The organism is Paenibacillus sp. RS8 (assembly GCF_041956825.1).
Classification (GTDB): Bacteria; Bacillota; Bacilli; order Paenibacillales; family Paenibacillaceae; genus Paenibacillus_AQ.
Window position 1 is genome coordinate 3,144,103 of the sequence record NZ_CP168131.1, and the last position, 18,511, is coordinate 3,162,613.

The window sequence follows — 18,511 nt, forward strand, 5'->3', positions numbered from 1 at the left end:
TTGATGACCGGAGGAGGTAGCAGCTCATGAAGGAGCCCTATGAACTTGTGATTAAGAATGGGAATGTAGTCCTGCCTGATCAGGTGCTTAAGCTGGATATTGCTGTATCAGAAGGAAGGATCGTCGCATTGGGCGAGAGGCTTTCTACTGCTCCGCTGACCCAAGTTATTGATGCCGAAGGGCACTATGTTCTTCCAGGGATGATCGATATGCATGTGCACTTTAATGAGCCGGGGCTGGGACATTGGGAAGGCTTTCGCAGCGGTTCTGCGGCATTGGCAGCTGGCGGCTGCACAACCTATGCCGATATGCCGCTAAACGGCAATCCGCCTACGGTGAACGAGGCTGCACTCCATCATAAGGTGAAGGCTGCGGCTGGTAATTCCGCGGTTGATTATGTGCTGTGGGGAGGGCTCGTTCCTGGGAATCTGGATGATTTGGAAGCCTTGGCAGCTGCTGGTGTCACTGGATTTAAAGCCTTTCTCTCCAATCCCGGAGGGGAAGGCGAAGGAAGATTCCGCGAAGTGGATGAGGATACGCTTTATCAAGGGATGCAGCGAATTGCTGCTTTAGGCGGGATTCTCGCCCTTCATGCCGAAAGTGAGGCTATCACGGCAGTGTTGACTGCAGATGCAGTGCGAAACGGCAGAAGCAGTGCGCGTGATTTTGCGGCTTGCCGTCCTGCTGAGGCGGAGCTGGAGGCAGTGTCTAGGGCGTTGTTATATAGTGAACGGACGGGATGTCGGTTGCATTTTGTCCATATCAGTACTGCTGCCGCTATTGAGAAGATCCATGAGGCTAAGCTTCGAGGGCTGGACGTATCGGCTGAGACCTGTCCCCATTATCTGGTCCTTACAGAAACAGATATGGAGACTCTCGGACCTGTCGCCAAGTGTGCACCTCCGCTGCGAAGTGGGCTGGAGCAGGAGAAGTTATGGGAGATGCTGGCCCAAGGCAAAATTGATCTGATCGCTTCAGACCATTCTCCGTGTCCTACGGAGTTGAAGGTGCAAGCGGAGTTGTCTTTTTTTGAGGCTTGGGGCGGAATCTCAGGAGCGCAAAGCAGTCTTGAGCTTATGTTCCATGAAGGTGTGAATGTCCGGGGCTTGCCGGTTACATTAATCTCTCGCTTGCTTGCAGGGCAACCCGCAAAACGCTTTGGATTGGAGCATCTTAAAGGCACTATAGCGCTAGGACTGGATGCCGATTTCGTACTGCTGAATCCAAACACAACCTATACACTGGCTGCTGAAGATTTGTTCTATCGCCACAAGCACAGCCCATATATCGGAAGAACGCTATCCTGTAAGGTAGCTGCTACGATATGCCGTGGGCAGGTAGTCTATACTTCTGAAGAAGGAGTGATTGCCGAGGAAGGTGGACAGTGGCTGCGGATAAGGAAGGAGCAGTATAGTCTATGAACGATTCCAGAGTTCAAGCATCTACCCAGAAACTGCTGGAGCTGCTGGAGGAGCTGGGGGCATATACCGCGTCTGGGCCGGGAGTTACTAGATTACTATATACGAAGGAATGGAGACAGGCGCAGATTTTTTTGCAGCAAAAAATGGTTGGTTTCGGCTTAAAGGTTACTACAGATAAGGTTGGGAATGTATATGGTCGCCTGTGTGGACGCAGTCCAGAGGAAAAGGTTATTTTAACCGGATCACATATCGATACCGTGGTCAATGGCGGAAAATATGACGGTGCCTATGGGATCGCCGCTGCTATGGTTGCGCTGCAAGATTTGCAGATGAACTATGGTCAGCCGAAGCGGACGCTTGAGGTTGTATCATTTTGTGAAGAAGAGGGTAGCCGATTTCCACTTGCTTATTGGGGTTCGGGTCATGTCACGGAAAGGTATGACGGAAGTGAAGCCGCAACCTGTAAGGATGCTGATGGAATATCATTACAGGCAGCAATGGAGGAATTTAGCTTTTTGCAAGGTGTAACGGAAGGGAATGGAGCCAGAAATGATATTGGGGCGTTTGTGGAGCTGCATATCGAGCAGGGAATTATTCTGGAGAAAACAGACACGCAGATAGGCGTAGTTCAGGGTATTGTTGGACAGAGACGTTACATGGTCAAGGTTAGTGGTGTGGCTAATCATGCCGGTACAACGCCGATGTTGATGCGGCAGGATGCACTGGCTAGTGCGGTAGAGATGCTGTATGTACTAGAAGGTGCTGCTAAATTGGCTGGTGAACCTCTTGTAGCAACATCAGGCAAGCTTGAGGTGCATCCAAATACACCAAATGTGATTCCGGGTGAGGTTTTATTTACACTAGATATCCGTCACATTGAAGAGGACGATTTGGAGTGTTTCTGTGCGAAGCTTTTTTCGCGATATTATGAAATCACCGCAGAACGTGGAGTAACCTTAGAAGTTACACCTGTGCTTCATACACTCCCTGCACCTATGGATACGAAGCTCTCTACAGCACTGGAAAATATCTGTCGGCAGCAGGGTAAAACCTACCGTACGATGGTAAGTGGAGCGGGTCATGATGCTCAGCTGTTTGCACCGCGTTGCCCCACTGCGATGATCTTTGTGCCAAGTCGATCCGGTATCAGCCATTCACCGGAAGAGTATACCTCCCCCAAGCAGCTTGCTACTGGTCTTGAGGTGCTGACTGCGATGTTATATGAGTTAGCGTATTAGAGAGTTCATGGAACTTTTAAATATAAGGAAGTATATGTTTTACTCTATACTTTATCCTTATATTTCTCGCTGAAACGGAGCCCGTCCCTTAAAGGGCGGCATAGCCGTTTCTACTTGAAGGGAGAGATCATCATGAAGCGTTACGAAGATTTGTCGCCTTCCCTGCGCTGCATTATGACTCCGGGTCCGGTGGAGGTTGATCCGCGTGTGCTGCGGGCGATGTCTTTTCCGGTACTGGGGCAGTTTGATCCAGAGTTCACCCATATGATGAATGAAACGATGGAGATGCTGCGGGAGCTGTTCGCTACCCGGAATGCTTGGGCTTACCCCATAGACGGGACCTCGCGCGCTGGTATTGAGGCGGTGATGGTCAGCTTGATCCTACCGGGAGAACGTGTGCTGATTCCGATCTTTGGCCGCTTTGGACATCTGCTTCATGAGATTGCCGAACGTTGTGGTGCTGAGGTATTCGTTCTGGAAAAACCATGGGGAAGTGTGTTTGAACCGGAGGAAGTAATAGCAGCTATGGAGACTTTTAAGCCAAATGTGGTGGCGATGGTGCATGGTGAGACTTCTACAGGACGGGTGCAGCCACTCGCGGAGATTGGCAGAGCCTGCCGCCGAATGGATGCTCTTTTCATAGTTGACGCAGTTGCAACTCTTGGGGGCATTCCTGTCGAAACGGATGCTTGGATGCTGGATGTGGTCGTAGGAGGTACACAGAAATGCCTGTCCGTCCCTTCCGGAATGGCACCGATAACGTATAATGATCGCGCTGAAGCTAAGCTCATGACCCGGAAGCGAGTGGAGCGTGGGATTAGAACCAGCGATGCCCAGCTTGGTGAGTTGTCTTTTGTCCGCAGCAATTATTTCGATCTAGGCATGCTTCAGGATTATTGGAGCCCGCAACGTCTCAATCATCATACAGAGATGACCTCTATGCTCTATGCACTGCGGGAAGGCCTGCGGATTGCGCTTGAGGAGGGACTGGATGCCAGATTCGCCAGACATCTGCTCCATGAAAAAGCACTTGTAGCTGGATTAACAGCAATGGGGCTTGCGCTTTACGGTGATCCTTCCTGCAAGCTTAGCGTTGTTACCTGTGTGCTGATCCCTGAGGGCATAGAAGGGGAATCCGTACGCACGCTGCTGCTGGATCGGTTCGGCATCGAAATTGCCAGCTCCTTTGGAGCTCTGAAAGGAAAGATCTGGCGCATCGGCACGATGGGCTTTAGCTGCCGTACGAATAATGTGCTGCGTTTGCTTGGTGCTTTGGAAGCAGCTTTGCTACGACACGGATTTGGAGTTGCTTACGGGCTTGGTGTTCAAGCGGCACTTGACGTATATGAGGAAAACGTAAGATAATCGTTGGAATAGATGCTGGCGGGTGAGTTCATACCAGGGGGCATGTCCAGCATGTTGGACAATCTTTGGAATAAGAAAACGGCTATCATCTGCAGGGATGACGGAGCCGTTTTTTCGTACAATATCAGATATGCCAACCATGATATTAACACAGCCGATGGTTAAGCAATCCTCTATGATTATGAATCTATTCACTACATCAAGAAAGCACTTGGATACTGACGGGGGAGAGATGAAGATGACAACTTTTACAAGAAAGCCTTTAGCAGACTGTGTACCTGAGCTTGTGGCTACGGCAAGAGGAGACAAACCGGCAACACTAGTAATTACAGGTGGAAAGCTGGTTAATGTATGCTCAGGTGAAATTTTAGACGGAATGTCTGTTGGTGTGCAAGGTGGACGCATCGCTTATGTTGGGAAAGATGTGACACATATGATTGGTGAAGGAACACAGGTTATTGAGGCGAACGGCAAGTATATAGCTCCGGGACTACTTGATGGCCATTGTCATATTGAGAGCACACAGCTGACCGTTACTGAATTCTCCCGTGCGGTTCTGCCGCTGGGCACAACAGGTGGTTTCTTTGATGCTCATGAGATTGCTAACGTATTCGGGCTGAAGGGGATTCAATTGATGCTCGATGAGATGCGGGGGACGCCGTTAGCTGCTTATATGCAGGTGGCTTCTTGTGTGCCTGCGGCAGGTGCGGAATTCGAAACAACGGGAGCCTCTATAGGGCCGGAAGAAGTGGCAGAAGCTTTCACTTGGGGACCTGATGTGATTGCTCTAGGAGAAGTAATGAATTTCCCTGGCGTTGTTTACGGCGATGAAAAAATGCTTGGAGAAATTCAAGCTACGCTGCGAGCAGGCAGATTTGTAGACGGTCATTTCACATGGCCTTCCAGCGACTGGAGACTGCCAGTGTATGCGGCGGCGGGTGTGACTGGTGATCATGAATGTGTTACAGCAGACGATGTGATTGAGCGCGTTCGACTGGGGATGTATGCCAAAATGCGCCGTGGTTCAGCATGGCATGATGTGGCTAAGACAATTACGGCTCATACAGAATACGGAATTGATACACGCCGGATGATGCTGGTAACGGATGACCGCAGTTCAGAGTCTTTGCGAGATGAAGGTCATATGAATTTCGTTTTGCGTGATGCCATTGCTCAAGGTGTTAAGCCTATAACGGCTATCCAAATGGCTACTATTAATACTGCTGAACGCTTCGGTTTAGCGCGGGATATTGGTTCTATTACTCCGGGTTCTTTTGCAGATATCATTCTGCTGGACGGGAATTTGGCGGATATTAATGTAGTGCTGACGATTGCCGCAGGTGTAGTCGTTGCGGAGAACGGGGTAATGACAGCAGAGCTTGCTAAATTTACTTATCCGGAGGAAGTGTTGGCATCGGTTCATTTGCCACAGCGTCCTACTTCAGAAGACTTCATCATTACAGCTCCAATTCAAACAGGTGAACTTACTACCAGAGTTATTAAAGTAAGAGAAAATCACGTAGAGACCATTGAGCGTATGGTTCCGATACCTGTAGTGGCAGGTCAATTGAATGTAAATGCCGTAGAAGGTTTGTGCAAAATCGCTGTGCTCGAACGTCATAAAGGTACAGGCAATAAATCAGTGGCCGTTGTAGAAGGCATCGGATTTAAAGAGCCTGCTGCCATTGCGATGACAGTTGCGCATGATAGTCATAATGTACTTGTCATCGGCAATGATGATGAGCTAATGGCTAAAGCTGCCAATGCGGTGGCGGATGCTCAGGGTGGTGTCTGTATGATCACATCCAGTGGAGAAACATTATTTCCGTTGGCTATTGCAGGTCTAATGTCCACGGAACCGTTCGAAATAGCTGCCGCAAAATCAGCTGCGATCAGCAAAGCGCTATATGATGCAGGTTGTACTTTGAATTATGCGTTTATGACCTTATCGCTGCTTGCATTGGCGGTTATCCCGACGCTACGCATCACAGATAAGGGTCTCGTTCGGATCTCGCCTGAAGGCATACAGTTAGTGCCGCTTTTTGTTTAACTAAAGTGAACTAAATATACTTAAGCAAAAGACTGTTTTGAGGTTGTTTATGACCATTCAGAACAGTTTTTTTGTTGGGTAAATAAGAAACTGTAAGGTTTTTAAAAGATATATATTAAACAGATGAATTAAGATTGAAACATTTTTCTAGGGAATTAATGAAAAAATATTAATAAAGCGTAGTCAGCAGACGATAATAATGTTAAATTAGATAAAAATTAAAGCGAATGAATGGCGTTAATTTTACATTATTGGCATATAACGAAATTATAGATATCATCAGGTTTCAGGTAACCCAACTAAGAGGGACGAGGTGCATGAGAGATGATCAGATTAGAAACGCAAGATATTTTGAATATTAGCATGAAGCAAATGGCTGCTATTTTTAAAATGAAGCCGCTTGAGCTGAGATTTGTCACTGATTTTCAGGGTGAGAAATATCTCTTAACCAATGATAAGCTACACCTCAGCAACCAGCAGTATTGGGCAAAGGTTATGGAATGTGTCTTTGATGATCATGTTAGACCTGTGCTAATGTGTGAGGTGTTGTATTTCCTTCGTAACGAATTTCTGGATAGTGATATCAAGATATGCTTCTCATATGATTACGCAGAGAATGGGAATGGAGAAGCTACGGCGACGGCTGAAGTATCGTTTAATGATTCAGCTGATTTACAGCCGAGTGAGATTGCCGAGCTGATTGATTTTGCGTTGACCTTACAGGACAAGCAGTGGTTCCATGAACTGACTACTAAATATAAGCAACTTACAGCATAAGTATCCATGTTCTTAAATCTTATGAACTGACATAGTAAACCGTCTTATCTGCAGCAGAATATTTGCGGATAAGACGGTTTTTTGCATTACCAGCCCATGGCGTTTCGTTCAACATGCTGAGCCAGAAAATGAAGCCAGTCCTCATGATTATTCAAACAGGGGACCGCAGTGAAGTCTTCAGCATGTCCTCCTCCAGCCTCATATTGTTCACGCCCTTCTATTGCTAGCTCATGCAGCGTTTCCAGACAATCGGTAACAAGGCCTGGAGAGAAAATCAAAGGTTTATGAATTCCGCGTTCCGCTAGCTTTCCCAAAACATCTGCTGTAGAGGGACCTACCCACTCTTCACGTCCGAAGCGCGATTGAAAAGTAACCTGCCAACGCCCGGGCTCCCAATTCATAGCAGATGCTAGAAGGCGTGCTGTTTCCATACATTGCTCTGGATAGGGATCACCTGTATCTGCATACCGTTTGGGGATCCCGTGGAAGGTCAGTACGAAATAATCAGGCTCCGAGCCCAGAAGTTCCATTTGGTGCAATAAATGTGACTTCATAGCTGAAATATAGTCAGGTTCATTATAATAAGCATCCATAAATCTGAGAGCTGGAATAAGGCGCTTCGTTACCGGTCCAGTGGAGCTTTGGCGTCCTAACGCAGCGAAGCTCGCCTGATCGAATACGGATCCCGTTGTAGTGGACGAATATTGAGGGAATAAAGGAACAATGATGATGCGTGTGACTCCGGCAGCTTCCAATTTATTCATTGCTTGTTCCATGCTTGGTTCGCTATACGCTAGGCCAAGCTCAACTTGATATCGTGGGCCTAGAAGCGCTTGCAAACCAGATTGCTGAGCTAATGAGTGGGAGAGCAGGGGTGATCCTTCTGTAGTCCATATTTGTCTGTACAGCTCAGCCGACCGGCGTGGACGTGTGCGCAGAATAACACCTCTCAGCAAAGGCTGCCAGAGCAGAGGTGAATAATCTATAATTCGGCGATCGGATAAAAAACGTTTCAGATAAGGGCGTACCGCCTTTGCAGTAGGTGCTGTAGGCGTGCCGATTTGGGCGAGTATAACTCCAATAGGTGGCTGTTTGTTCAAAGCTTTGAACTCCTTTCCCATGTTAGAGATCGTTCTAAAATAGCACAACTAATCTTGGATTCACAATAATCGAGATCACTTTATTTACATAGGGAAGAGGAAGTGGGATGTATTTGTTTGGAAAAAATAATCGAAAATCACATTTATGAGCAAATAGTGATGTTTCTTATAGGGTATGTGATTTTAGATACAGAGGAATGACGGAAAAGTTTGGTAGTATCAAACCAGAAATTGATTGAAAAAGCGTCTTCAATTTTTTCTAACATTATATGTGAATTATTTCACCTTTTATGCGGCTTTTTGTTAAAAGGAAGAAATGAATAGATTTTAGACGTTTTTTGGAAAGTGATGGATAGCGCAAAGGCATGAGAGGGGGGATGAATTCTTATGAAGAGAGAAGTAATGCTTCATAAGAAGAGAAGGGGCGCCGTAAAGGTAAGTTTAGTTAAGAAAAGCTATATATCACTGGGGATTTGGTAAAGGAGAATTTTATTGAAAAAACTAATTTCTTTAACGGTTAGCGCGGCAATATTGTTAGCGCCATTTGCTTACACACTTAATGTGCCTGCTTTAAACTTGAAGGTGGATGCAGTATCAGCAGCTTCTGAAGAAGCGGAAGCACCAGCAGCCAAACCAACGGCAAAACCAGCAGCAACGGCAAAACCAGTAGCAACACCAAAAGCAACGGCAAAACCAGTAGCAACAGCAAAACCAGTAGCAACACCAAAAGCAACAGCAAAACCTACAGCAACACCAAAGGCAACTGCGGCTCCGGCAGCAACACCAAAAGCGACAGCTAAACCAGCTACAACGCCAAAAGCAACCGCTGCACCAGCAGCAACCACAGTACCTGCTGCTACAGTAGCACCTGCTGCGACTGCTAAGCCTGAGCCAACAACATTGCCGGTTACAGTTAAAGAAAATGTATATCAAGATGGAGTTTACGTAGCGTATGGCGATGCATACTCCAAAGGTACTGAGGGCGCTAAGATCGAAATTAAAGATGGAAAAATCACTAGCATTGATCTCCTGAGAACCAGCCCTAAGCTGATCGATAGAGATGCTCGTAACAACTATAGCGCTTTATGGCAAGCTTATGGATTGATGACGAATAAATTGCTAGGCAAAACAAGAGATGGAGCAGCAGCAGTAGACGCTGTTTCGGGAGCTACCCGCTCTAGTAATGGATGGAAATTGTCTGTAGACAGAGCGTTTGAAAGAGCTCTAACAGTGAAAGATACAGATGCAATTTACTTTGATGGTGTTCATATGGGCATAGATCCTACAGGTAAATATGCAGTATTTGCAACCTACGAATCCAATAAGCTCACAGCTGTTAAAGTGTACCCGCTGAACAGTGCCGGTGATTTCGTGGATGAGAAGGCCTACACAGCTGAGCAATCCGCAGCAGTTGCAGCTATAACGCCAGCGTTGCTGGCTAAAGGAACAGCTGCGCAGCCTGTTGCAGGACTAGAAGCCGACTTTAAAGCTGCGACTAATGCTTTCTGGGATGCTGAGCAGAATGCAAAGATTAACAATACTTCTGCTTATGTAGACGGTTTCTATTCCTCTTATGGAACTGCAAGAAGTGTTGGTGTTGAAAGAGCTGACATCGTGATCCGCAATGGTAAGCTAGTGGATGTTAAGCTGTTCAGACTTGGAAACAACCTAATTGACAGAGGTGCAACGGCTTATGCTGAAGTTGTAAAAGCTAATGCTCCTATGACAGCTAAGCTGCTCGAAAACGGATCTTACTTCGCTAATTATGATGAGAAGGTTGATGGTATTTCCGGAGCTACAGAAAGCAGTCACAGTTGGAACCAAGCTGTAGAAAGAGCTTTTGAAAAAGCACTGAAAGTTCCTGGTGAAGCTAATTATTTTGACGGCAAATTTGCAGGTGTAGATAACCAGTCTAAAGTGTTATTGCTTGTAGATGTTGCTTCAGATGCAGTCACAAACATTAAACTAAGCTTGTTTGGAACTGACGGCAAGCTGATTGCTGATGACAAATTAAGTGCAGAACAAAAATCCCTGGTAGGTACACTTACTTCAGGATTACTTGCTAAAGGTGTACAAATGTCCGATATCACAGGTCAAGAAGAGTTATCCGCAGCGGCTAAAGCTGCACTGACGGATGCTTTGACCAACGCATCCAAAGTTCAAGGTACTTATAAAGATGGAACCTTCACTGCATTTGGAGATGCTTATGATAAAGGAACAAACAGAGCAGACGTTACACTGCGTAACGGTAAGATCGTAAACGTTGCCTTATATCGTGTAGGAATGAATCTTGTAGATAGAGGTAAAGCAGCTTACCCAGAAGTGGTAAAAGCAATTCCGCAATTGACTACTAGCATCCTTGCAGCAGGTACTAGAGAAGCTGTTCAAGATGTGGACGCTGTTTCCGGTGCAACTAGCAGTAGTGTAGCTCTTAAGACTGCGGTGGATAGAGCATACGGGAAAGCTGAGATTGTTGAAGCTAATAAAGCGGCTTACTTCGATGGAATCTTCATTGGTGTAAGTGCTGATAAGCTTGTAAATGTTATGACGTATGTTGAACATGGCGTTCCTGTTAAAATGCTCGTTTACTATCTAGATAAAAACGGAAGCACCAGAGCAGTTAACCAGTTGACTGACGCTGAGCTGGCTGTGAAGAGCGAGATTGAGTCGACTTCAACAGGCTATAGCTTACACAAGTATGGATATCGCGCAGCAGCCTTCGGAAATAATGATGCCGAGAAAGAAGTATCTGCTAAAGTGGTAGAAGCTATTAAATCAGCGCTTGAATCCGCTGGTAAATAAGCAATTTTCAATCAATAGTTAATCTATAAAGGGGGTTATTCTAGAGCCATATTATGGCCCGTGGAGTAACCTCCTTTATCTACCTGTACATAAAAATGAAAATAGATCGTATAGTGATTTAAAGGGATTTTGGACGTGAGTGTCTAAAGTTTAATATAGAGAGCAGGTACAAAGCCTGTTATTAATAGGAGGCTTCAACATGACACAAATTAAACAGCTCGCTCCACAGGATGAATTTGTTGGCTTTTATCTCTTAAGAGAGCTAGCGATCAAACAAACGAACGGTACCCCTCCAAAGGATTATTTCGACCTAGTCTTGGGGGATTCCAGTGGGCAATTGTCCGCGAAATATTGGGATGTCAGCACAACCGATAAAGAAACTTTTTTTCCTATGGCACTGGTGAAGGTTCGCGGGATTGCGCACACTTATCGTGAGAAATTGCAAATCAAAGTAACTAAAATCAGATTAGTGAACGATGAGGATGGCGTTGCGCTAACGGATTTTATTCGCTCCGCTCCTATTCGTCCAGTAGACCTTATTCATACGATTAAAGGGGTTATGGCAAGCATCACAGATCCGGAGATTGCCTCAATTGTCTCCTTTTGTGTAAGCAAAGTGGAAGAGAAATTGATGCATTATCCGGCTGCCAAGACGCATCACCATGCTTATTTTGCCGGACTTGCTTATCATATGGTTCGTATGCTGGAGATCGGGGATTTTCTGTGCAAGCAGCGTCCGTTCTTGAATCCGGATTTAATGAAGGCTGGGATTATTCTGCATGATATCGCGAAGCCGGAGGAGATGATCTCACAGCTCGGAATTGTCTCGGAATATAGCGTACAGGGTAAGCTGATTGGTCATATCTCGATGGCATCCAACTGGATTACGGAGGCAGCTATCCGCTTAGATATTGATTTGAATTCGGAGAAGGTTCTGGCGTTACAGCATCTCGTATTGTCTCACCATAATTTGGGCGAATGGGGCAGTCCTGTTCAGCCGCAGACGGCTGAAGCGGTAGCATTGCATCATATCGACGCGATGGATGCGAAGCTGCAAATGGTGGAGGATGCTCTGGATACCACACCAGAAACCGAAGAATGGACGCCATTCATTAGAGGACTGGAGAATAAAGCAGTCTATCGGATGAAGATCTAGTGTGTTGTGTTGATCTTGGTTGGTGATTTGGATGAACCGATGGGATGTTCACAGATCGCTGATAGTTCTTCCCTGTAAATTCAAACACCCAACCGGCAGTGAGTCGGTTGGGTGTTTTTTTGCTGAATAACGAAACATTTTATTACAAATAGAAGTTGTTCGTTCTTTGTTTGTTCACAGGTCTCTTAGCCGGTTTACTCTTACGAGCAGAAAAAGGAGTGTACCCACCAGCAAACATAGTTCCGCTAGTATATCCTTGGCTGCTGGAGAGCGAAAGCGGATCACGGTGTGATTCTTGCTCCATAAGTCTTAACAGTACCGAGGCTGCAGCGCGCGCGTCATCGAGAGCGTCATGGTGCTTCAGCTGAATGCCGAAATGCTCGGAGACTACATTAAGCTTATGAGAGGGGAGCTCGGGCAGCATTTTTTTGCCTAATAAGTATGTACATATGTATTGAAAGCTAGGATAGCTTAAGGACATTCCATCGAGGCAATATCGCAGTACACTCATATCAAAAGCGGCATTATGTGCCACGACGATTTGCCCGTGCAACAAAGGTTCAACGGTAGGCCACAGTTCATCGAAGGTGGGTTGACCGATTACCATGGAGGGGGTGATGCCATGTATTGAAATGTTCATGCCGTCAAACCGCTGCTTGGGATCGATCAGCCAAGAATGTTCTGTTGTTATCTTTCCATCTTTTACTTCCACGAGTCCTAAAGCACAGGCGCTGGATCGACTGGAATTCGCCGTTTCAAAGTCAATTGCTATAAAGTCCATTCGTAAAGCTCCTTATCTATCATATATACATTCATATTAAAGTAGTAAAATGATAAATACAATCTAGTACAAATGCAATAGTAGTCGAGTAACAATAAGGAGATGAGAGCGTGAGGCTTATAAAAGGACAAAAGGTGGATCTCACGAAAGGGCGAAGTGTAAACAAGCTGGTACTGAAGTTTGGTTGGACAACTGCTGATGCTAGGATTGGTATAGATACTGCTGCCTTCTTGTTGTCTGACCGGAATCGCTGCGAACGCGATGAGAACTTCATCTTTTATGGAAATCCGGTGTCTATAGACGAAGCGGTAAGTCACTCAGTCTTACAACAAGGAGATAAAGAAGCTATCGCCATCACGCTCTCAAGGCTTCCTGTGGACATTACTAGAATAGCTTTAACATTAACAATTTATGAAGGAGAACAATCAGGCCACTCTATGAATCAAGTCTCCACTCCTTATTTGCGTTTAGTAGATGGCGATAGTAATGAGGAATTGTTCGTTTTTGATTACGGATCTGATCTTTCCAAGGAGACAGCAATTGTAGTTGGAGAGCTTTATCGGTATGGTCCAGAATGGAAATTTAGTGCTATCGGTAGTGGATTTGATGGGGGATTGGCTGCATTATGCACCAACTATGGGTTAGATATTGAAGAAAATGTGGGAAATAATGAGGTAACTGCTACCCCTGAGTTAACCATACCTTTCGTACCGATTACTTCTGAAGAGAAGAACGTGCTGTCAAACATTGATTTACGTAAAAAGATTGTCCAGATCACCTTAGAAAAAAAGAAACTGATAGGCGTTACAGCGAGAGTAGGGATCGTACTGGATATTACAGGCTCGATGAGAAACCTTTATACGAATGGGACAGTGCAAGAAGTGGTAGAGCGTATATTGGCAGTCGCCTGTAAATTCGATGATAACCATTCACTGGATGTATGGGTCTACGATACTGAGTTTAGTCGCTTGCCGCCTGTGACAGAGCAGGAATTAGGAAGTTATGTGTTTACACATATTATGAAGAATAATAAAATTCATAAATTTGGCCGCAATAATGAACCACTGGTGATGGAAGATGTTATAAAAAAATACACGGAGGAAGAACCTGATTTTACACCGGTATTTATCATTTTCATCAACGATGGCGGTGTCGTGAAACCAACTAAGAAGGTGATTACGGCGGCTTCTGTTCAACCGATTTTCTGGCAGTTTGTTGGGATTGGAAATTCGGATTTTGAAGTTTTGATGCAACTCGATACGATGAAGGGACGTTTGGTGGATAACGCTAATTTTATTCATCTAGACCGGATCGAAGAAGTGACGGATGAGGAGCTGTATGATCAGCTACTAAATGAATTCCCGTTGTGGCTGAAGGCAGCGAAGGAAAAGCGAATCATTCGAGCGTAGCGTAAATAATTTATTAATCTGAATAGGAGCTATAACCGTCTACTCGAGTAGAAGTGTTGTAGCTTTTTCAATTTTCGTTATCTTGCTATCCTATTCAAGAATCCGTACACTGCAAAATAGATGTTGTATATTATTATTAAGCTCAGATACGGGAGGTAATATTTTGAGCACTGTAACTACTAAATTTTTTGAATATGGGCAAGCAGAAATGAATTACCTAGGAAGTGTCGACCCAGTGCTAGGTGCGGCGATGGCGCGGATGGGGAAAGTGGAGCGAGTGATTATTCCGGATCTTTTCACTGCGCTTATTTATGCCATAGTGGGTCAGCTAATATCAGTCAAAGCCGTTCGGACCATCTGGACAAGAATGCAGGCTCAATTCGGAGAAATAACCCCGCAGCAGCTATCTATACACACAGCGGATGAGATACAGGGTTGCGGCATGACGATGAAAAAGGCATTATGCATTCATGATATTTCTAATCTGGTCGCGCAGGGTGATTTTAAGCTGGAGGAGTTATATGGGTTGTCCGATCAAGAGGTTATTCAAAAACTCATGAAGCTAAAAGGAATTGGCAAATGGACAGCAGAGATGATGTTAATTAATTGTATGGAGCGTCCAGATGTAGTTAGTTGGGGAGATATCGCCATCCGTCGTGGCATGATGAAGCTGTATGGGCTTGATACGCTTACCAAAGAGCAATTCGAACAATACCGTCTTGGGTACTCACCACTCGGTTCAGTAGCCTCCATATATTTGTGGGAGATTTCATTTCAATAATTAAAAAGCAGGGAGTATTTTCATGGACAAAACAATAAAGGAACAGCTCGTGGAGTTAGCTGACGTGGACTACCAGAAGTTTTCTGCGACTTTACTTCCCACAATCGATAATGTGATAGGGGTCAGGCTACCGGAGTTGCGTAAGCTCGCCAAAACCATTGCAAAGGGAGACTGGAGAGCTTATTTGGAGCAAGCCGAGTCTGATTATTTTGAAGAAATAATGCTGCAAGGGATGGTGCTTGGTTATGTGAAGACAGATCTTGAAGAGATTCTGCATTATATGGCGGACTTTATTCCTAAAATCGATAACTGGTCGGTATGCGATAGCTTTTGCACTGGCCTGAAGTTTACGAAAAAGAATAAAGAGCAGATGTGGGACTTTATAGTGCCTTATCTGTCATCTGAAAAAGAATATGAGATTCGATTTGCAGTAGTAATGATGTTAAATTTTTTTATCGAAGAGGCATACATCCGACGGATTCTACAACTTCTCGATAAGGTCAGACATGAAGGGTATTATGTAAAAATGGCGGTTTCTTGGGCGCTTTCAATGTGTTATGTAAAGTTGCCTGCGGCTACGGTAGATTATTTGAGAACCAACAACTTAGATGATTTCACCTATAACAAGGCTTTGCAGAAAATCACAGAGTCTTATCGTGTAGATCCGGAAACGAAAAAAATGATACGCGGGATGAAGAGGAATAGAAAAAACAAGCCCCTTTAGTAGCTCAGTAGCTGAGAAATAAGGGGCTTATTAGTATATTTATTTTTTGTCAGTATTCATTTTCCGGTTGCGAATACGTTCAATTTCATCATCTACGGCACTACGAAGGTTGGGATCAATGGATGAAGTTACGCCTGCGCCTGAGTTGGATTTATACTTGGAGTTTTCCGCCAGAGCTTCCCACTCGAAAATTTTCTCTTCCATTCGTTCGAAGCCACGTGAAGCGGTACCCACATTTGGTCCTTTTACAATATTGCTATGAGGAGCCGAGCTTAGTGTTTCTGTAGCTTGCTGAGCGCGAGCGATAAGTTCGGTTCTTTTCGCTTTAAGATGTTCGCGTTCTTCTTTAGCTCTAGCGATATTGATCTCCAGCTCTGCCAGGGATTGCTGAGTTTGTGCCTGACTATTGATACTTTCATCTAATTGTTCTGTATACCGCAGCTTGGCCATGAGTGCAAGACGTGCTCTTTCTTCATTTCCTTGCTCAACCGCTTGAACGGCTTCAGCTTCGCTTTGCTCTATCAACTGAGTATATTCTTGCTTACGGCGTTCCAATACACTCGCTGTAACCTTTAAATCACGCTCATTGCGTTCTGCAGTAGCTATTTCGTTCTCAAGATCGCGCAGATACTGTCCTGTTAGCAGCACTGGATTTTCTAATTTATTAAGACCTTCGTGTAGGGCAGCTTTGGTAAGGGTGGAAATTCTTTTGAATAGACTCATGTTTTATCTCTCCTTAGTATGTTTGATTGTGAATGAATGACGGTCTGTTAGTAGAAATCAGGTCCATCTGAAAAGCTGCCAAAAGGTTCTTTAGGGACGATGATACTGGCGATGATGTAAAAGATAAGGACTGTACCAAAGCTGAAAAGTGCTGCAGCAACGGTCACGAGACGGAGTATTGTAGCATCAATGCCTGACCAAAGAGCAAGTCCTCCACACAAACCACTAATTTTTTGATCACTTCTGGATCGATATAATTTTTTCATTTATTATTGTCATCCTCTCTTATGGGGGTGATTGTTATTGAATCTTGCTACCCGCTTGCTTATGTACTCATTGTAAAGTCTTTTCGAATGTGGCAAAACAGCCTGAAGACGGTTTTTGTTACCAGACCTGAGTCGAGGTTCGTTCCCGCAGGAAGGCGGGGGAAATAAGTTCATAATTGTGGATGAACTACAAATTGTGGTTGAAGTTAAGTACAATAAAGAAAGGAATACTTGTGAAGGTGTCGAAATATGCTTATATTATGACTACTACGGAATTGGGGGCTGAATATGAGCTTTTTTAACAAGGTAAAAGCAGGCGTAAGCGAGGCTGGGAATAAAGCAAAGACAGTGGTGGAGATCAATCGATTGAAATTACAGAACAACAGCAAGCAGAATGACATTGACCAGCAGTATCAGGTTATGGGTAAACTGTTGTTTGAAGCTGTAACCCAAGGTGCAGGACCACTGCCGAGTGAGCAGATCGAGAAGAATATTTCCCGTATTCTTGAACTGAAATCGGAGATTGAGGTTAATCTTGCGCAAATCGCGGGGTTGTCCGATGTGAAGCAATGTAAAGCATGCGGTGGCAATGTGGCAATTGAGGCTCGGTTTTGCCCGAGCTGTGGATCAACTTTTGAAGTAGCTCAAGAGCCAATTCGGGATGTAACACCATCGTCGATTACTTTGGATAAGAAGGAATAACCTTACTGCGTGTAAGAAATTCATGAACAAAAGGACAGCCCAATAGCTGTCCTTTTTTTATTTTAGGGAGAGAGGTTATTTAACTTGGCAGCATGACGTTTCTTGAAATGATACACAATAAGCAACATAAGCGGTAGAACAAATGCACAGGTGAAATCCCAATCTACCCAGTAGGTGGGGATTTCCTTTACATAGAAAATGATGTCTTTAGCAATCAGTTGTGACATACCAAATAACAAAAATCCAGTGGGTATGATCAGAGGACGGTGACTTTTGAGTTTAAATAATTGGGCTGTACCTAAAGTTAGAGCATAGTAATAAATGGCAGTTTTGAAGTATGTGCTGATAATCCATGCTGTAGCCATAAGCGCTTCGATACGTTGCAGAGAATTTGCAATATTAATTTTTTGAGCAAGAATATATGCGGCATAAAATTGATGTTCAGAAGCGTAAACACCAAGAACGGTAAGTGAAAAAAATAAGATGAGGTTAAGTCCCAGAGCTCCGATGATCAGGGCTATGAAAATATCCCGGCTTGTTTTGCTATTCTTCTGAGCATAAGGATATATCATAAGAAATACGCACAATTCGCCAAAAGGATAAAAAACACCATACATCAAAGTATGGAGCATATCCGGTACGGGTGTGTTCATGATGGGGTATATTCGCTCCATTCTGACATCGGGCGTCAGCAGAAGCAGAAGACCGATCAAAAAAACTGCAAATAAAGGGAAAAAAAGCTGAGCTGCCCGCCCCAATGTTTCTAGGCCAAGTCTTACGCCATATACCAGTAGGAAAATAGCCATGAAACGGATAACCCCGCCAGGTGTTTTCTCGTAAATCTGTGTACACATGAAATCCTCAATTTCTCTTATGTAAGTGGATGCGGCAATCAGGAAGAACACTAGATAGAACAAGGCTACAGCAGTTCCAACCCACTTTCCTAAAATTTGAAGGCTAAGCTCGATAATATTCTTGTTGGGTTCAATATTTGCTAAGTAAAGTAACAGTTTTATGCTCGCAAGACCCAAGGGAATACTAATCAAAGCAGCGATCCATGCATCTTGTTTCGCTCCTGCTACCATTAATGCCGGATACACAAGCGCCATATCCCCAATAAATGTGAATAGCCCGAGTATAATCATTTGATTGGTACTAATTCTATCTTTCTCCAAACTCATATACCCCCTCAAATTTATTGGACTAGTTTTAGTAT

General features: G+C 44.6%; 16 protein-coding genes and 1 pseudogene. 12 read left to right on the forward strand and 5 right to left on the reverse strand.

Going from position 1 to position 18,511, the window contains the following annotated elements:
* The first annotated feature begins 26 nt into the window (after nucleotides 1-26).
* The 5 genes from ACDZ28_RS15570 to ACDZ28_RS15590 all read left to right on the forward strand — a co-directional run bounded on the left by ACDZ28_RS15570 (nucleotide 27) and on the right by ACDZ28_RS15590 (nucleotide 6,851).
* Complete coding sequence (locus tag ACDZ28_RS15570) at nucleotides 27-1,421, forward strand: allantoinase (RefSeq protein WP_042125190.1); 1,395 nt, start codon at nucleotides 27-29, stop codon at nucleotides 1,419-1,421.
* Nucleotides 1,418-2,659, forward strand: coding sequence for a Zn-dependent hydrolase (locus tag ACDZ28_RS15575; protein WP_339289733.1), 1,242 nt, complete (start codon nucleotides 1,418-1,420; stop codon nucleotides 2,657-2,659). Before ACDZ28_RS15570 ends, ACDZ28_RS15575 begins: the two co-directional genes overlap by 4 nt.
* 132 nt (nucleotides 2,660-2,791) lie before the next feature.
* Complete coding sequence (locus ACDZ28_RS15580) at nucleotides 2,792-4,024, forward strand: alanine--glyoxylate aminotransferase family protein (RefSeq protein WP_339289734.1); 1,233 nt, start codon at nucleotides 2,792-2,794, stop codon at nucleotides 4,022-4,024.
* A gap of 238 nt (nucleotides 4,025-4,262) precedes the next feature.
* Nucleotides 4,263-6,074: an adenine deaminase gene (locus ACDZ28_RS15585; protein WP_375105126.1), complete on the forward strand. Its 1,812-nt coding sequence runs from the start codon at nucleotides 4,263-4,265 to the stop codon at nucleotides 6,072-6,074.
* A 324-nt stretch (nucleotides 6,075-6,398) separates the two neighbouring features.
* The gene (locus tag ACDZ28_RS15590; protein WP_042125196.1) at nucleotides 6,399-6,851 is read left to right on the forward strand and encodes an IDEAL domain-containing protein; all 453 of its coding nucleotides are present in this window, start codon (nucleotides 6,399-6,401) and stop codon (nucleotides 6,849-6,851) included.
* 86 nt (nucleotides 6,852-6,937) lie between these two features.
* Here the strand turns inward: ACDZ28_RS15590 and hemH are convergent, their stop codons facing one another.
* Nucleotides 6,938-7,951: a ferrochelatase gene (gene hemH / locus ACDZ28_RS15595; protein WP_375105127.1), complete on the reverse strand. Its 1,014-nt coding sequence runs from the start codon at nucleotides 7,949-7,951 to the stop codon at nucleotides 6,938-6,940.
* A 492-nt stretch (nucleotides 7,952-8,443) separates the two neighbouring features.
* Here hemH and ACDZ28_RS15600 point away from each other — a divergent pair, with 492 nt between their 5' ends.
* Nucleotides 8,444-10,753, forward strand: a complete 2,310-nt coding sequence (locus tag ACDZ28_RS15600; protein ID WP_375105128.1) for an FMN-binding protein — start codon at nucleotides 8,444-8,446, stop codon at nucleotides 10,751-10,753.
* 199 nt (nucleotides 10,754-10,952) lie between these two features.
* Nucleotides 10,953-11,909: a 3'-5' exoribonuclease YhaM family protein gene (locus ACDZ28_RS15605; RefSeq protein WP_042125202.1), complete on the forward strand. Its 957-nt coding sequence runs from the start codon at nucleotides 10,953-10,955 to the stop codon at nucleotides 11,907-11,909.
* A gap of 142 nt (nucleotides 11,910-12,051) precedes the next feature.
* Here ACDZ28_RS15605 and ACDZ28_RS15610 read toward each other — a convergent pair whose 3' ends face one another.
* The gene (locus tag ACDZ28_RS15610; RefSeq protein WP_375105129.1) at nucleotides 12,052-12,690 is read right to left on the reverse strand and encodes a 3'-5' exonuclease; all 639 of its coding nucleotides are present in this window, start codon (nucleotides 12,688-12,690) and stop codon (nucleotides 12,052-12,054) included.
* Nucleotides 12,691-12,800: 110 nt separating this feature from the next.
* On the opposite strand from ACDZ28_RS15610, the pseudogene ACDZ28_RS15615 reads away from it, so the two are divergent.
* The 4 genes and pseudogenes from ACDZ28_RS15615 to ACDZ28_RS15630 all read left to right on the forward strand — a co-directional run.
* Nucleotides 12,801-13,316, forward strand: a pseudogene (locus ACDZ28_RS15615) (TerD family protein); the annotation flags it as partial.
* A gap of 111 nt (nucleotides 13,317-13,427) precedes the next feature.
* A complete protein-coding gene (locus tag ACDZ28_RS15620) occupies nucleotides 13,428-14,099 on the forward strand; it encodes a VWA domain-containing protein (protein ID WP_375105360.1) in 672 nt (223 codons plus the stop codon).
* A gap of 163 nt (nucleotides 14,100-14,262) precedes the next feature.
* The gene (locus ACDZ28_RS15625; protein ID WP_375105130.1) at nucleotides 14,263-14,880 is read left to right on the forward strand and encodes a DNA-3-methyladenine glycosylase family protein; all 618 of its coding nucleotides are present in this window, start codon (nucleotides 14,263-14,265) and stop codon (nucleotides 14,878-14,880) included.
* Nucleotides 14,881-14,902: 22 nt separating this feature from the next.
* Entirely contained in the window at nucleotides 14,903-15,604 is a 702-nt protein-coding gene (locus ACDZ28_RS15630; RefSeq protein WP_375105131.1) for a DNA alkylation repair protein, read from the forward strand.
* 39 nt (nucleotides 15,605-15,643) lie between these two features.
* Here the strand turns inward: ACDZ28_RS15630 and ACDZ28_RS15635 are convergent, their stop codons facing one another.
* Together ACDZ28_RS15635 and ACDZ28_RS15640 are read right to left on the reverse strand one after the other, a co-directional pair.
* Nucleotides 15,644-16,327: a PspA/IM30 family protein gene (locus ACDZ28_RS15635; protein WP_375105132.1), complete on the reverse strand. Its 684-nt coding sequence runs from the start codon at nucleotides 16,325-16,327 to the stop codon at nucleotides 15,644-15,646.
* 47 nt (nucleotides 16,328-16,374) lie between these two features.
* Nucleotides 16,375-16,593, reverse strand: coding sequence for a PspC domain-containing protein (locus ACDZ28_RS15640; RefSeq protein WP_375105133.1), 219 nt, complete (start codon nucleotides 16,591-16,593; stop codon nucleotides 16,375-16,377).
* A 288-nt stretch (nucleotides 16,594-16,881) separates the two neighbouring features.
* Here ACDZ28_RS15640 and ACDZ28_RS15645 point away from each other — a divergent pair, with 288 nt between their 5' ends.
* Entirely contained in the window at nucleotides 16,882-17,295 is a 414-nt protein-coding gene (locus ACDZ28_RS15645) for a zinc ribbon domain-containing protein (protein WP_042125211.1), read from the forward strand.
* Nucleotides 17,296-17,357: 62 nt separating this feature from the next.
* Here ACDZ28_RS15645 and ACDZ28_RS15650 read toward each other — a convergent pair whose 3' ends face one another.
* Nucleotides 17,358-18,476: an endospore germination permease gene (locus tag ACDZ28_RS15650; RefSeq protein ID WP_375105134.1), complete on the reverse strand. Its 1,119-nt coding sequence runs from the start codon at nucleotides 18,474-18,476 to the stop codon at nucleotides 17,358-17,360.
* Nucleotides 18,477-18,511 lie beyond the last annotated feature (35 nt).